This window comes from Ensifer sp. VA4, assembly GCF_055710065.1.
In genome coordinates, this window is record NZ_JBVQPO010000027.1 from 1 (window position 1) to 15,444 (window position 15,444).

The 15,444-nt window shown below is 60.1% G+C and carries 13 protein-coding genes; 6 read left to right on the forward strand and 7 right to left on the reverse strand.

Features of this window, described 5'->3' with window-relative positions; translation table 11 throughout:
• The 3 genes from AC0C6X_RS29055 to AC0C6X_RS29065 all read left to right on the forward strand — a co-directional run.
• The coding region (locus tag AC0C6X_RS29055) for an electron transfer flavoprotein subunit alpha/FixB family protein (protein WP_472956461.1) at positions 1-836 on the forward strand (836 nt) is incomplete at its 5' end.
• Between the two features lie 42 nt (positions 837-878).
• Complete coding sequence (locus tag AC0C6X_RS29060; RefSeq protein WP_472956463.1) at positions 879-1,565, forward strand: dimethylsulfonioproprionate lyase family protein; 687 nt, start codon at positions 879-881, stop codon at positions 1,563-1,565.
• Positions 1,566-1,583: 18 nt separating this feature from the next.
• The gene (locus AC0C6X_RS29065) at positions 1,584-3,245 is read left to right on the forward strand and encodes an electron transfer flavoprotein-ubiquinone oxidoreductase (RefSeq protein WP_472956465.1); all 1,662 of its coding nucleotides are present in this window, start codon (positions 1,584-1,586) and stop codon (positions 3,243-3,245) included.
• Between the two features lie 177 nt (positions 3,246-3,422).
• Here the strand turns inward: AC0C6X_RS29065 and AC0C6X_RS29070 are convergent, their stop codons facing one another.
• The 3 genes from AC0C6X_RS29070 to ydiJ form a co-directional block, all read right to left on the reverse strand.
• Entirely contained in the window at positions 3,423-4,688 is a 1,266-nt protein-coding gene (locus AC0C6X_RS29070) for an NAD(P)/FAD-dependent oxidoreductase (protein ID WP_472956466.1), read from the reverse strand.
• 199 nt (positions 4,689-4,887) lie between these two features.
• Positions 4,888-5,601 (reverse strand): FadR/GntR family transcriptional regulator, encoded by a 714-nt coding sequence (locus AC0C6X_RS29075; RefSeq protein ID WP_472956467.1) that lies wholly within the window; start codon positions 5,599-5,601, stop codon positions 4,888-4,890.
• Positions 5,602-5,672: 71 nt separating this feature from the next.
• Positions 5,673-8,705: a D-2-hydroxyglutarate dehydrogenase YdiJ gene (gene ydiJ, locus AC0C6X_RS29080; protein WP_472956469.1), complete on the reverse strand. Its 3,033-nt coding sequence runs from the start codon at positions 8,703-8,705 to the stop codon at positions 5,673-5,675.
• Between the two features lie 214 nt (positions 8,706-8,919).
• Here ydiJ and AC0C6X_RS29085 point away from each other — a divergent pair, with 214 nt between their 5' ends.
• Positions 8,920-9,669, forward strand: coding sequence for an SDR family NAD(P)-dependent oxidoreductase (locus AC0C6X_RS29085; RefSeq protein ID WP_472956471.1), 750 nt, complete (start codon positions 8,920-8,922; stop codon positions 9,667-9,669).
• Complete coding sequence (locus AC0C6X_RS29090) at positions 9,662-10,414, forward strand: SDR family oxidoreductase (RefSeq protein WP_472956473.1); 753 nt, start codon at positions 9,662-9,664, stop codon at positions 10,412-10,414. The genes AC0C6X_RS29085 and AC0C6X_RS29090 overlap by 8 nt, the downstream gene beginning before the upstream one ends.
• A 511-nt stretch (positions 10,415-10,925) precedes the next feature.
• On the opposite strand, the gene AC0C6X_RS29095 is transcribed toward AC0C6X_RS29090, so the two are convergent.
• The 3 genes from AC0C6X_RS29095 to AC0C6X_RS29105 are packed head-to-tail and all read right to left on the reverse strand — an operon-like array spanning position 10,926 to position 13,693.
• Positions 10,926-12,176: a Zn-dependent hydrolase gene (locus AC0C6X_RS29095; protein WP_472956474.1), complete on the reverse strand. Its 1,251-nt coding sequence runs from the start codon at positions 12,174-12,176 to the stop codon at positions 10,926-10,928.
• Between the two features lie 24 nt (positions 12,177-12,200).
• Positions 12,201-12,848, reverse strand: coding sequence for a TenA family protein (locus AC0C6X_RS29100; protein WP_472956476.1), 648 nt, complete (start codon positions 12,846-12,848; stop codon positions 12,201-12,203).
• Between the two features lie 2 nt (positions 12,849-12,850).
• The gene (locus AC0C6X_RS29105; protein WP_472956477.1) at positions 12,851-13,693 is read right to left on the reverse strand and encodes a BtpA/SgcQ family protein; all 843 of its coding nucleotides are present in this window, start codon (positions 13,691-13,693) and stop codon (positions 12,851-12,853) included.
• Between the two features lie 25 nt (positions 13,694-13,718).
• Here AC0C6X_RS29105 and AC0C6X_RS29110 point away from each other — a divergent pair, with 25 nt between their 5' ends.
• Positions 13,719-14,618, forward strand: a complete 900-nt coding sequence (locus AC0C6X_RS29110) for a ribokinase (protein ID WP_472956478.1) — start codon at positions 13,719-13,721, stop codon at positions 14,616-14,618.
• Positions 14,619-14,647: 29 nt separating this feature from the next.
• Here AC0C6X_RS29110 and AC0C6X_RS29115 read toward each other — a convergent pair whose 3' ends face one another.
• Complete coding sequence (locus AC0C6X_RS29115) at positions 14,648-15,415, reverse strand: glutamine amidotransferase (protein WP_472956479.1); 768 nt, start codon at positions 15,413-15,415, stop codon at positions 14,648-14,650.
• Positions 15,416-15,444: the final 29 nt, after the last annotated feature.

Here is a 15,444-nt window from a genome sequence, read left to right on the forward strand (position 1 = left end):
TGCATGTGCTGGTTGCTGGTGCCGGCGCCAAGACGGCGGCCGAACAGGCCGCCAAGCTTGCCGGCGTCTCGAAGGTGCTCGTCGCCGACGACGCCTCGCTTGCCAACAACCTCGCCGAGCCCTTAGCGGCGCTGATCGTCTCGCTCGCCGGCAGTTACGACACGATCGTTGCCGCCGCGACCTCGGTCGGCAAGAACGTCATGCCGCGCGTTGCCGCGCTGCTCGACGTCGCCCAGGTCTCGGAAATCATCGAGGTCGTCTCTTCCGACACCTTCAAGCGCCCGATCTATGCCGGCAACGCCATCCAGACGGTGCAGACGACGGAAGCCAAGCGCGTCATCACCGTGCGCACCGCCGCCTTCGCCTCCGCTGCCGAAGACGGTTCGGCTGCGATCGAAACTGTTTCGGCGGCTGCCAACCCGGGTGTTTCCTCGTTCGTCGCCGACGCGCTGTCGTCGTCCGACCGTCCGGAACTGACCTCGGCGAAGATCATCATCTCCGGTGGCCGCGCGCTCGGCTCCTCGGAGAAGTTCCAGGAAGTGATCCTGCCGGTGGCCGACAAGCTCGGTGCCGCCGTCGGTGCTTCGCGCGCCGCCGTCGATGCCGGTTATGCCCCGAACGACTGGCAGGTCGGCCAGACCGGCAAGGTGGTCGCGCCCGATCTCTACATCGCCTGCGGCATCTCCGGGGCGATCCAGCATCTCGCCGGCATGAAGGACTCCAAGGTCATCGTCGCGATCAACAAGGACGAGGAGGCGCCGATCTTCCAGGTCGCCGACTACGGCCTCGTCGCCGATCTCTTCGACGCTCTGCCAGAGTTGCAGAAGGCGATTTGAAACGCCTGCGATTGTATAAGCCATAGACAGGGGCTTATGAGCATGCTTGATATCTCCACCCCAGGGGCGAACACAAACTGCGACCCGTCACCGGAAGGCAGGGCGCCGATTGCAATATGGGGACAACGTCCTCTCCCCCTGCAGCAGGTTATCAACATTGCCGGGAATGTATTGCTCGGCCATGACGTCAGCTCGATGGCACGTTATACGGCCGGCAAGATCTTCCATGCCCTGTCTAAGCCGAGTTCCATGTTCAGCATCGGTGGACACACCCTGCCGGCATCCGGATACCTCACTGACGCCCTGCACACCGCGGATCGAGGTGGCGGCCCAATGGCCGATCTGGCGAGGGCGATTGGTGTCATCGCACCGGACCTTCGTTGGTATCGATCGAGAACCGGTCCGTTCGCCAGCATCAACTTTGTTCGCGGTCACGCCCACGCCTTGATGGTCGGACCAGGAGGCATGGAGGAGCGGGACGATGTCCACATCGGTGCGACAATTATGGCGCCCTATAGCCGCTTCCCCGATCATCGCCGTAAACACCCAACGGTGTTCCTGGCATTGTCGCGGGCGGAAGTTCGATTGAACGACGACGATTGGATTGTCCGGTCGCCTGGGGGCATCTTCTTCAGCGATGAGGGCAACGAACTGGCTTTGCGTTGCACCGGCAATCCTCTTCTTTTGGTCTGGTGCCAGCGCGTGCCCAACCGCGCCCAGAACAGATAAGATCAAGGATCTGACTTTATGACCGAGCAAGATCTGCCCGAACGCGAGAGCATGGAGTTCGACGTCGTGATCGTCGGCGCGGGGCCGGCCGGTCTCGCGGCGGCGATCCGGCTGAAGCAGGTCAATCCGGAGCTTTCGGTGGTGGTGCTCGAGAAGGGCGCCGAGGTCGGCGCGCACATCCTGTCGGGTGCGGTCGTCGATCCGATCGGCATCGACCGGCTGCTGCCGGGCTGGCGCGAGGACGCCGATCATCCGTTCAAGACCGAAGTCAAGGACGACCATTTCCTGTTCCTGGGCCCGGCGGGCTCGGTCCGCCTGCCGAATTTCCTGATGCCGCCGCTGATGAACAATCACGGCAACTACATCGTCTCGCTCGGCAATGTCTGTCGCTGGCTGGCCGCCAAGGCGGAGGAACTCGGCGTCGAGATCTATCCGGGCTTTGCCGCGACCGAAGTGCTCTACAACGACGAAGGCGCCGTCATCGGTGTCGCCACCGGCGACATGGGCATCGAGCGCAATGGCGAGCCGGGCCCGAACTTCGCCCGCGGCATGGCGCTCTTGGGCAAATACACGCTGATCGGCGAGGGCGTGCGCGGCTCGCTCGCCAAGCAGCTGATCGCCAAGTTCAAGCTCGACGAAGGTCGTGACGTCCAGAAATTCGGCATCGGATTGAAGGAGCTCTGGCAGGTGAAGCCCGAGAACCATCGGCCGGGCCTGGTGCAGCACTCCTTCGGCTGGCCGCTCGGCATGAAGACCGGCGGCGGTTCGTTCCTCTACCATCTCGAAGACAACCTGGTGGCCGTCGGCTTCGTCGTGCACTTGAACTACAAGAACCCCTATCTCTACCCGTTCGAGGAGTTCCAGCGCTTCAAGACCCATCCGGCGATCCGCGGCACCTTCGAGGGCGGCAAGCGGCTCTCCTATGGGGCGCGCGCGATCACCGAGGGCGGCTACCAGTCGGTGCCGAAGCTTTCCTTCCCGGGTGGCGCACTGATCGGCTGTTCGGCTGGCTTCGTCAACGTGCCACGCATCAAGGGCAGCCACAACGCCGTCCTGTCGGGCATTCTCGCGGCCGAGAAGCTGGCGGCGGCGATCGCCAACGGTCGCGCCAATGACGAGCCGATCGAGATCGAACGTGGCTGGCGCGACAGCGCCATCGGCCAGGACCTGAAACGGGTGAGGAACGTCAAGCCGCTGTGGTCGAAGTTCGGCACGGCGGTGGGCGTCGCACTCGGCGGCTTGGACATGTGGACCAACCAGCTCTTCGGCTTCTCCTTCTTCGGCACGTTGAAGCACGGCAAGACCGATGCGCAGTCGCTCGAGCCGGCATCGCAGCATCAGAAGATCGACTATCCGAAGCCGGATGGCGTCTTGACCTTCGACCGGCTGTCCTCGGTGTTCCTGTCGAACACCAACCACGAGGAGGACCAGCCGATCCACCTGCAGGTCAAGGACATGGAGCTGCAGAAGCGCTCCGAGTACGACATCTATGCCGGTCCGTCGACGCGCTACTGTCCAGCCGGGGTTTACGAGTGGGTGGAGAAGGACGGCAAGCCGACCTTCGTCATCAACGCGCAGAATTGCGTGCATTGCAAGACCTGCGACATCAAGGACCCGAACCAGAACATCAACTGGGTGCCGCCGCAGGGTGGCGAAGGTCCGGTCTATCCGAACATGTGAGGAGCGGGGGGCGGGCCGAACGGACCTCCGTGAGAAATGTTGGCGAAGGCCCGGTCTATTCCGAATGGTACCGCTCACCGTCAGCGTCTGACCAAACTCAAAGGAAGAGCCCAGAAACAACGGCCGCATCGGCTTCTCGATGACGGCATTTTCTCGGAACATAGACCGGGTGCAACTTTACACTTCGCTTTTGAGGGTCTCCTTTTGCGTAATTAGCCGCGCCGAATGGTGGCCGGAAATGAACACCCAAAGCCAGCTCAGGGCGACCGCCATACGGCTGCGGGTTCCGATAAGAAAGTAGATATGCGCAAGTCCCCAAATCCACCAGGCAAGCCAGCCCTTCAACCGCAGGAAACCGAAGTCGATTACGGCCGCGCTGGGCCCAATCGTCGCCAAGTCACCTAGATGTTTGTAGCGGAACGCGGGCAACGCTTTCTTCTGCGACAGCCGGGCCGCGATTACCGCGGCGACGTATTTCCCCTGTTGCTTCGCCGCCGGTGCTATCCCGGGAACCGGCTTACCATCTTCCGAACGTACAGCTGCCGTATCGCCTATCACGAAAACCTCAGGTCGTCCGGGTACCGTCAGGTTCGGGTTGACCAGAACTCGACCGGCGCGATCGCTCGGAGCCCCGAGCCATTGGGCAGCCTTTGACGCTTCAACACCGGCAGCCCAGACAACAGTGTTGCAGGGAATCTGCTCGTTCCCGATCCTCACGCCGTGCTCATCGCATGCAACGACTGGACTGTTGGTCAATACAGTCACTCCCATCTTGGTGAGGGCGTCCGTTGCGTATGAGGACAATTCAGGCGGAAACACTGGCAAAATACGCGGCCCCGCTTCGATCAGCAGGATTCGCGCGCTCTTTGTGTCTATGCTGCGAAACTCTTTGGCCAAGGTAGTCCGCGCAAGCTGCGCGATGATTCCAGCGAGCTCAACTCCCGTTGGTCCAGCCCCTATGATGCTAAATGTGAGCAGAGCCTGACGGGCAGCCTGCGATTGCTCGAGCTCGGCTCGTTCAAAGGCAAGGAGGAGACGTCGCCGGATCGTTGTCGCGTCTTCCAGAGCTTTGAGGCCGGGCGCAAACGGTTCCCACTCGTCGTGTCCGAAATAGGCATGTCGAGCTCCGGTCGCGACGACGAGCGTGTCATAGGGGATAGGCGGGCCGTTCTTGAGCAGAACAAGCTTCTGGCCAGCGTCGATTCCGACGACGTCGCCCAGCAGTGTTTGGACATTTTGGCGACCCCGAAAGAGAGCCCTTATGGGCCATGCGATGTCGGAGGTCGCAAGGACGGTCGTAGCAACCTGGTACAAGAGCGGTTGAAATAGATGATGGTTCCTACGATCGACGATGGTGATTGAGACGGCTGGATGCGTCAGATCCCTCGCAAGCTGCAGTCCGGCAAAGCCAGCGCCAACAATCACGACCCGGTGTTTACTCATCGCGAGTGCTCCTGTTTCCTGAAAGAAGCCAGTTGCCTTCTCGGTCTGGGACTGTCCCGGGGCAACGTTGGCGTTGCGTTCAGCAGTCGCACTGCTTCATACGCGTCTCCAAATTGTTGCCAGAAATCAAATCCAGGAAAGCAAGCAATGCTTTTATTAGGCAAGGATAAGTGATTCTGCGGGGCAGCCCCTTTACCTCCTATCGTGCGGCCGCGAGCAGGCTACGATAGCGGCTTAGACTGTCGCTCAGATGTGTCGACAGAGCTTGTTGCGCAGCTTTTTCATCGCCCTGTGTGATCGCAGACAGGATCATCGCATGATCTTTCTTGATCTTGGCGACGAAACTCGCGCGCGAGGGACCAGACTGCCTGAACTTCATTAGGAGTTCAGAGCTGATTTCTCCCATGAGGGCTTCCAGTAGACGAGGAAAGTGCGGATTTCGGGTAGCGCGTGCGATAGCCATGTGGAAGGCGAAATCCGCCTCTGCTTCGGCTTCGATATCGTCGGTTTCAAGTCCGTTCAAGATGTCGTAGGCGCGCGCAATGTCGGCAAGCGCCTCAGGGGTCCGCCGCGCTGCGGCGAGGGCAACCGACTGCATTTCCACGCCGAGACGCAGCTCAAGGATCTCAAGGGCCGACCGAATGTCGTCAATACGGCCCGCCTCGAATTGAATGGGGCGACTGTCGCGCTCTGTCACGAAGACACCGGAGCCTTGGCGGGCCACGACACGGCCAGCGCTCTTCAGGGAGGCAAGAGCCTCTCTCATGACTGTACGAGAAACACCGAACTCTTTACAGAGTTCGGCACTCGACGGCATCCTCTCACCGGGCAGATAGGTGCCGTTCTCAAGTCGGTCCGTCAGCTTTTCGACGACGAGCTGCGCGAGATTGCCGCGCCGGGGGATAATGGACATGTAACGTTACGCCTCAGGTATCTGATGCCAGTTATCATATATGTGGATCCATCGCCCTCGCCAAATTGGTTTCAGATCTCATCGCTGCCCATTATGGCATTGAGTACAGAAATTGGATGGGGCACAGCCTTCCTGTCGATCTCTTTCACTTGAGAGCGACAGGAATAGCCCGTCGCCATAACGACTCGGCCTTCTGTCTGGTCTATGTGGTCTTTCCAGCTCATTCCGTAAAGCTTTTCGGAGATTGCCCGGTTGCGTACTTCATGGCCGAACGTCCCCGCCATCCCGCAACAGCCCACATCGGCTATTTCAAGGTCAGCACCAGCCGCGCTGAAGACCATACGCCAATCAGCAAGGCTTGCCGTGGCATTCGTGCGTTCTGTGCAGTGGGGCAAGAGTATCAAGCGCTCCGGGATGAGAGGATTGTCGATTTTTAGAGAATGGAGGTGATTGCGAAGCCACTCCTGAGGCAGGAGAACTCGCGCCTTCGTCCGGGTTTCGGGCGAGGCAGCATATTCGCTTCGAAAGGTCAGAGTCATCGACGGGTCGAGACCGACAAGGGCCACCCCCAGTTCTGAAAGGTTGTCAAAATAGCTTGAAGTCCGCGAAGCCCTCCTTCTAAAGGCTCGCAGGTATCCGTGGACGTGGAGCGCCTTGCCGTTGTGGTGGGAGGCCGCGAGGTAGGGTGTAAGGCCCAACTTCTTAGCAAGCCGTAATGCTGAAACGATGACCGCCGGATCGAAATTGGCGGTGAAGGCGTCTGGCACAAATATGACGGACTTTGCCCGTGCCTCGACCGACAGTTCGGCAATACGCTCGACCGAGGCAACCATTACCCCCATCGCCTTTGCCTGCTTTTCTAGAGAGAGTGGAGGCATGGCGGGGAGGGCAGTTAGGCCGACAAGGCGCGAGATAGTGCGACCTGTTCCTGACCCGACAAAGGTGTTGTACAGCGGCCTCGCCTTCGCCATCAGTGGCAGGAGCGTTTCGATCATCGCTACGATCGGGTCCTTAATCGGCCGTAGATATCGGGTGTGGTAGAGTTCAAGAAACTTCGAACGGAAAGCCGGGACGCTGACCTTCACGGGGCATTGACCGGTGCAGGCCTTGCAGGCGAGGCAGGTATCCATCGCGGCACGCACTTCGTGGGAAAAATCCTTGCGATTTGCGGGATTGATGGTGTTCCAGGCGCGAATAGGGAGCTTTAGAAGGCTGCCGATCTGGTTCTGTCGCTCGGCTTGCTCGCGAGGATCGATCTTTTTCTCCGACAGGAGGCGCAACCATTCGCGTACCAATGACGCCCGTCCCTTAGGGGAGTAGCGACGGTCGCGCGTCGCCTTGTAGGACGGACACATGGGGCTGGTTGCCTCGAAATCGAAGCACGCGCCGTTACCGTTGCAATATGCGGCGTTGTCAAAAGCGGCGCGAATGTCATCGCCTATCGATCGGTCAAACGTGCCACGCAGGGGCACATCATCAATCTTCAGCAGCTTGGCATGGCTTGGCGTCGCGATCTTTCCCGAATTGAGGCGGTTATCCGGATCGAAGGCGGCCTTGATTGCTTGTAAAGCTGGATACAGAGGGCCGAAATATTCCGGCACATATTCCGACCGCACACCCTTCCCATGCTCTCCCCATAACACTCCGCCATATTTTTTAGTCAACGCAACCACGGCATCGCTGATCCTGCGGACCTTATGCTGGTGATCGGTGCGAGTGAGATCGAGAGCAGGCCGGACATGCAAGACCCCCGCGTCCACATGACCGAACATCCCATAGGAGAGATCTTCGTTGTCTAGAAGAGACCGGAATTCGCGAATGTAGGCGGCAAGGTTTTCTGGCGGAACTGCCGTATCCTCGACAAAGGCGACGGGCCTCACTGAGCCCTCGACATTTCCAAGCAAGCCGACCGCGCGCTTTCGCATCAACCATATCGCTTCCACATCGCGCTTTTCCGTCGCAATGCTGTAGCCCATATGGCGCAAGGCGGCATTGCCCAGGGCCTTCTCAATAATGGCTATCTTGCCTTTCAAATCGGCGTCGTCGTCGCCGAGGACTTCAACGATGTTGATGCCGTTGGAGGAAGAAGCGGCGTCATCGGGGAAGAAGCGGGCGATTTCGTTCCAAATGATGTCCCCTTTGGCAAGGCCGAGCACCTTTTCGTCGACCGTTTCGACCGAGGCCACTCCAAGTGTGGCCAGTTCGCGAGCATCTTCGAGCGCACTGTTGAAGTTGTCGTATCGGATGTTGAAAAGTGCCGAGCGCGCGGGGATCGGCAGAAGGTTGAGTTCCGCTTCGGCGATTATCGCAAGCGTCCCCTCGGATCCACAAAGAATGGCGTTGAGATCGAAGCTCCCATCCGCCCGCCTGACGTGCGCAAGATCGTAGCCCGTCATATAGCGGTTCAGTTCAGGGAATACTCTTTCAATCTCCGCACGTTGTTCACGAGTGATCCGGTCAACGGTGCGGTAGATTTCACCGAGGCGATCGGTGCGTGCACAAACTTCGGAAAGGGCCGAATTTCCAAGGGGCCTGGTCCACACGTCCGTGCCGTCCATCAGGATTACGCGTAGCCCGAGAACGTGGTTGCTTGTCTTGCCGTAGAGGCAGGATCCCTGGCCGCATGCATCGGTTGATATCATGCCGCCGATAGTCGCTCGATTGGATGTTGACAGCTCGGGCGCGAAGAAAAGACCGTGCTTCTCCAGCTCGCGATTGAGTTGGTCCTTGACCACGCCAGCCTCTACACGCGCCACGCGGCGGACGGGATCGATCTCGAGGATACGGTTCATGTGCCGAGAACAATCGACGGCGACCCCCGAGGTTAGCGACTGCCCGTTGGTGCCGGTACCGCCTCCTCGCGGTGCGATAGTGATCTCTCGAAAACGAGGCAGAACTTTCGAAAGCGCGCGAAGATCACTTGCGCCCTTGGGAAAGACCACCGCCCGTGGGGCTAGCTGATAAATCGAGTTGTCAGTTGCCGATACGATCCGCGCGGCGGCGGACGCATCAATATCGCCCGTAAATCCGGCTTCAATCAGACTTTCAAAGAAAGTCGGTTCCGCATCGTCGAAGGCAAGAGGCGATGTAAGGCGGGGGATCATGCAGCAACCACCGAAAGTCCAAAGTTAGCGCGCCACGCACCGCCTGGCGCGAGCGATGTGCTTCGTGCCGGGCGACAAGCGGTACATTTTTCTTCCAACAAGGCGATTGCGCTCTAAAGTTTGGCGATCGAACGTGAGGCTTTGAAATCGTCTTGTTCAGATAGAAGTTATCATATAACTTATAGCATACATATTCCAAAAAACGAGGGTGAGCATGAACAACCAATCTGTTGTGATCGTGGGTGGGGCCGCAGGGCTCGGGCTTACGACGGCGAAATTGATGATCGCGCACGGTGCATCCAAGATCGGCCTGATCGATCGCAATGAGGCGCAACTCGCCTCTTCCGCCGCCGAACTGACTGCACTTGGCGCCGAGGTCGCGACGGCTGTTGCGGACATTTCGCGCTCCGAGACCGCTCACCGTGGTTTCGAAACGATTGTCGACAAGCTCGGTCGGATCCATGCGCTGGTTAACAGCGCAGCGATTTATCCGCGCAAACCTATCTTGGAAATTACAGACGAGGATTGGGATCTGGAAAACGCTGTCAATGTGAAAGGTACTTATCACATGATGGTTGCGGCCGTTCGTCATATGCGACAGTTCGTTAACGCACCGGAGGTGACCGGCCGCATAGTCAACGTCACGTCAGTCGATGCCTTTAAGGCGCATCCTCAAAACGCGCACTATGCTGCTACCAAGGCTGCCGTGGTAAGCCTGACGAAGTCGTTCGCCCAGGAGTGTGCAAAAGACCAGATCCTTGTGAACTCGGTGGCTCCCGCAGGTTTTGCAACGGATCGAGCCAAGGAACTTGGTTTCCTGCCGGAGCTTGCCAAGGCGAGCGCACTTGGACGCGCAGCTGAGCCCTCAGAAATGGCGGAATGGATCGTGATGATGGCTTCTAGTCGAAACACGTATGCCACCGGCGAAAACGTCGTGGTCAGTGGGGGCTACATCTATGTCTAAGGCTTACCGTGTAGCCGTCGTCACGGGTGCCACCAGTGGCATCGGTAAGGCGATTGTGCCCAAGTTGCGAGCCCAAGGGCTTACGGTCTACGCCGTGGGCCGAAATGAAGGGCAACTTGCAGCGCTGTCTGCGGCAAGTGGTGCTATTCCAGTGCACGCTGACGTGCGCGACACGGCGCGGATCGCAAAAGCGCTTGCAGGCGTCGAGGTTGACATTCTCATCAACAACGCTGGGATCCTGTCTACCCGAGCCTCGTTCCAGGACATCGACCCAAGCGAGATCGATGCGATGATCGATGTCAACCTCAAGGCGCCTCTTCATTTGACGAGAGCCTTCCTCCCCGGCATGGTGGCGCGAAAGCGCGGTCACCTCATCTACATAGGTTCAAGCGGCGGGCAGGCACCATATCCGAACATGGGTGCCTATGGTGCTTCCAAAGCTGGACTCAGCCTGTTCTGCGATAATCTGCGCTGCGACTTGCTTGGGACGTCCGTCAGGGTCAGCGAAATTGTCCCAGGCCGAGTACAAACGGATCTCTACCGGTCCTCAATTCCCGATAATCAGGCAAACGCGGTGCTCTATGAAGGCTACCGACCGATCCAGCCGGAACACATTGCTCGCATTGTCGACGACGTGATCTCGCTCCCCGTGTACGTCGATGTTGCGCGTGTAGAAGTCTTTCCGACGGACCAGGCAACGGGTGGCGGTACGATGGTGAAGTTCGAACCGGGAAAGGACGCGTAGTTGTCGAGTGACCGGCCAAAGAAAAACATCATAGACGCATCTGATCTTATCCAATTCTATCGACCGATTGCGACCCGATCGGTTATAGCTGCTCAAGCCATGATGCCCCGCCCGTGCTCTCAATCGAGCCGAGAACGCTCGGCGACCGTACCCACGGATCTCCCAATCGATTTCCGTTCGGTGTCTGAGGATTGAGCGCTTCTGGGCGGTCCGGCCGTATTTGACGCTTGACCCATTACAGCCGTGATGCGAGGTTCGGCGCTCTCATCCGGAACCGTTTGTTTGTCGACATGAGGGCGGCGGGTTCCATCCTTGGGACGTTCATTGGCGAACGTCTGTAAGGCCACGATCTCCATATGTTCCGGTTTTGTGCGTTTAAGATCGCATAATGTATCGTTGGGAACTGGGAGGCCCTGTTCGCGCGCTTCTGGTCGGTCAGAAGTAGTTGCGCGGTGAATGGGGGCGCGGCTCGGTTGCCTCACCATCACTCGTCACTGATCTCGCCCGACCGTCAGGCGTTTAGGACAATCGCTTCCATGGTGGCTGCAAGTAGCATGCGCGCGCCTGTTACGGAGTGCTCAGGCTCGACATATTCGGCCTCGTTGTGGCTAAGCCCATCGCGGCAAGGCACGAAGATCATGGCGGCCGGCGCAACACGACTGACGAACAAGGCATCGTGGAAGGCGCCGGAAAGCATGCGCTTTGTCTTCAATCCGAGTGTCGCGGCGGCGCGATCGAGGCAGGCCAGCAGGTCTTCCGAAAAGACAGCCGGTGGCATGTCGAAGATCTGTGTCAATTCGCTCCGGCAGCCGGCGGCTGCGGCAGCGTTATCGCAGGCGCGCCGGATCTGGTTTTCCAACGCGTCGATGACCGTAGTTTCCGGATGCCTGAGGTCTATGGTGAACGTCACCAAGCCCGGGATGGCATTCACCGAACCCGGCTCGACCGCAAACCGGCCGACAGTGAAACGGACGCCCGGATCGCGCGGCATCATGCTGCTGTAGAGCGGTTCGAGCGCGGCTATGGCGGCCGCCATGGGATCGCGACGGAACTCGAGTGCCGTCGTGCCGGCATGCGCTGCCTGGCCCCTGATCGTTACCTCCAGCCACCGCGTACCCTGGATGCCGTAGACGATGCCGATCGGGGTGTTTTCCTGTTCGAGCGACGGACCCTGCTCGATATGAAGCTCGATATAGCCGGAGATCGGGAAACCGAGGGGGCGCATTTCGGCCGCTGGCAAGGCTTCGAGCGTCGCTTTCAGTTCCTCGAGGAATGGTGCGCCGTCGCGACCACGAAGATCTGACCACGCATCAGGGATCGCGCCCGCGGCAAAGGCCATGGACCCCATTGTGCCCGGGGCAAACCGGCTACCCTCTTCGTTGGTCCAGGCGACGACTTCAAGTGGCACATCGGCCTTGATCCCGACGTCCTCGAGGCTTTCCATGACCTCGAAGGCGGCGAGCGTGCCCAGCGCGCCATCGAAGCGCCCGCCGGTCGGCTGGCTGTCGAGGTGGCTGCCGATCATAAACGGCGCCCTTCGAGGAAAACGACCCTCCCGCCGAATGAACAGGTTTGCCATCGGATCCTGAAAGATCCGAAAACCGCGAGCAAGCGCGAGTTCCGCCAGCAGGCGGCGCGAGGCCTGATCTTCAGCCGACAAGGCCTGCCGGTTGACTCCGCCGGCCGGCGTCGCTCCGATCTTTGCGAAATCATCGAGACGCTGCAGCAGGCGCTTGCCGTCAATATTGATGCGAGGGGTCATGGTCGTTCCCACACGTCGCCTTGATCAGCCATAGGCTGCATCATGAAAGGCGATTTCCAGTTGCTGTGCTTGCCCGAAAATGGTGCTCAGACGCTTGCGCTCGGAAGCGTCGAGCGTTTCGCCGGCGGCGTCGAGCTCTTGTTTCAGCCACTTCGCCTGCGCCGCAAAATCGTCGTGGGCATGCATTTCGACCCATTCTTTCAGATGCGGATCGGCAATGTTTGCTTGCGCAGCCCTTTTCGACCAGGTCCAGTACATCCATTCCGCGGCGAACATAGCGGCGATGGTTTCGAGGAACCCGCCGTTGCGGGCGATGTCCAGCATGCCGGCTCGAAAAGCCTCGACCTCGACAACATCGAGATCGTAAGCGCCGGGATCGATGCTGCGCTCGGCAAAAATCCTATCGAAATAGGCGATCTGCTGGTTGGCGAGCGCATCGAGAACGGCAATCAGCCAGCGCTTCTGTTCGATCGTCTCGGCCTTTGCCGTCGCAAAGGCGAAGATCGAGATCGCGGTTTCCACGAAGGCGCCCTCATAGACGAGATAGCGTTCGAAAACCTTGGGGGACAGGCGCCCCATCACGATGTCCTCGATGAAGCGATGGTTCACCATCGCTTCGAAGACAGCAGCGTTTTCCCGCAGCATCTGTTCCGACAGCGTTTCGGTCGGCATCGTCACGCCTCCAGCGCGGGCGCTGCAGCGGCGCGGAAGGCTTTGACGCGCTCGATATCGACCGGGTTCCACCAGACCCCGCCCTGCTTCAGCGACGAGGCAACGATTACGCCGTTGGTGCGCTTGAGGATTTCGACGATGTTGTCCTTGGTCGCGCCCGAGCCGACGAGCAGCGGCAGGTGCGTCGCCGAACCGATCTCCTCGATTTCCTCGATGGTTGCCGTGTTGCCGGTGCGCTGACCGGTGGCGATCACGCCGTCGGCATCGAAGAAGGCGAGGTCGCGCGTCAGTTCCTGGATCGACCGGTCGGCGACGATCGCGTGAGCCCCATGCTTCACGTGGCTGTCGGCAAAGACCTTGATGTGCTCGGCGCGCAGCAGCGAACGATATCGCATTGCTTCTGCCGCACGGCCCTCCATGAAGCCTTCATTGGCGACATAGGCATTGGCCCACTGGTTCACGCGGATGAACCTGGCGCCGCCGGCCATGGCGATCGCAAAGGCCGGGATCGGCGCATTGGCAAGGACGTTGATGCCGAGCGGCACACCGGTGGCCCGCGCGATCCGGTCGGTGACGACGGACATGAAGGCTGCCGTTTCATGGCCGATATCTTCCGGTTTGGAGAACGGCACGTCGCCGTGGTTTTCGATCATCAGGCCATGAAGGCCACCCTCGACCAGCGCCTCTGCGTCGCGCATGCAGGCATCGTAGATGGTCGACATATCGGCGCCACGATAGCGCGGCGCGCCTGGGAAGGCGGGGCAATGGATCATGCCGATCAGAACCTTGTCAGTCCCGAATATTTCCCTTATGGCGCTTGAGGACTTGTCAGAAATTTCCTGCATTTCTCTCCCTTTCGAAGGTATGTTCATGCACGCTTACGTAATCGGTAATGTGACGGTGGACGAGACCATCGCCGTGTCGGAAATGCCGGCCGCGGGCGCCTCGATCCATGGCAGACAGCGCTCGCGCGACCTCGGGGGCAAGGGCGCGAACCAGGCTGTCGTCATGGCCCGCACGGGCCTCCCGACAAGCCTCGTAGCTGCCTTTGGCGGCGGCTTTCGCGCCGACATGATCCGCCAGCATCTGGCGAGCGAACCGGTGGTGAGTCAGCTTGTGCTGGTACCCGGCAAGTCCACCGACTTCTCGATCGTGCTGACCACGCCGGATGGCGAAAACGTCAACATCACCACCACCGACTCCGCCCAGAACCTCGCGCTTGCCGATGCCATCGCGCCTCTGGCCGACGCCGCTCCCGGGGACCTTGCGGTGCTCCAGGGAAACCTCTCGGACGAAACGACGCGCGGCGTCCTTGAAGCTGCGCGCGCTCGCCGAATGATCACCGCCTTCAATCCGTCTCCCCTGCGTCCCTACTTCAGCACCCTGTGGCCCTTGATCGACATCGCCTTCCTCAACCAGGGCGAGGCACAGGCATTGACCGGGACCAGCGGTGAAGATGCTGCCCGCAAGCTGCTTGCGGCCGGCGTTCGCGAAGTCGTTCTGACTTTCGGCGGCGACGGAGCCATGCTCGTCACTGCCGAGAGCAGTGTCCGGATTGCGGCCGTCGCATGCGATGTCGTCGACACCACGGGCGCCGGCGACACGTTCATGGCAGTGGCGCTTGCATCGGCGGCGCTTCGCGGCAACCGTCTCGATTGCACGGCAATCGAACATGCGACACGGGCCGCCGCCATCACCGTCAGTCGTCCCGGCACCCGCTCGGCGTTTCCGTCGATCGAGCAGCTCAAAGCGATCCTCGCCGCGCGCTGAGTTTTTGCCCAGCGCGCAACGTCGGCTTCTTAGCGCGCCGTCTCGGTCATCCAGCCAAGGATGTTCTTCCACAGACGGCCGTAGCCCTCCCATTCGCAGAATGCCGGTGACAGCCAATGCGGCCCGATATCGGACGTCCAGGCGGCGGTGCGGCCCTTGCCAAAGCCACCGAGGACAAGCAGCGGGTGACCGCCCTGGTCTGCTGGAAGGCGGGCGATAACTTCGGCTCCCGGACGCACCTCGACTTCGTTGACACCGAGAAGAAGCGGCCAGTTGCCGGAAAGGCCGGCCATCGTCGGGTGGTCCGGCTTGACGACGTCGGCGACCGCACCCTCAGGAATTTCGACGCGGTCGTCATAGGGAAGGCATGTGACCGGAAGCGTGTCTTCGACGGCCGTGCGGCGCCAGCGCGCCTTGCCGTCGATGCCCTGGAAGGAGAAATAGCCGCCGACCATCAGCAGCGCACCGCCCTTTTCCACCCACGCCTTGATCAGCTTGAGGCGGTTCGGAACGGTCCGCGAGTGCAGCCAGACTGCCGGCGGCAGCAACAGCGAGTTGGCGCCGATATCCGAAAGAATGATCGCATCATACGCGTCGAGGCCGGCCATCTCAAAGGGGAACTGCTCCACGGCGTCATGCGCGGTCATGTAGGTCAGCTCGAACTCGCTGTCCTTCAGCACCTTGACGAGCGGTTCTGCGCCGAGATGGAAGGTGACGCTGCCGAACTGGTCGAAGCCCTTGTAGTGGGTGGCGGAACTTACCCAGCTTTCGCCGACGAGAAGTACTTTCTTGGTCATGGTCTATCCGTAGGTCGTGAATTGCGTTT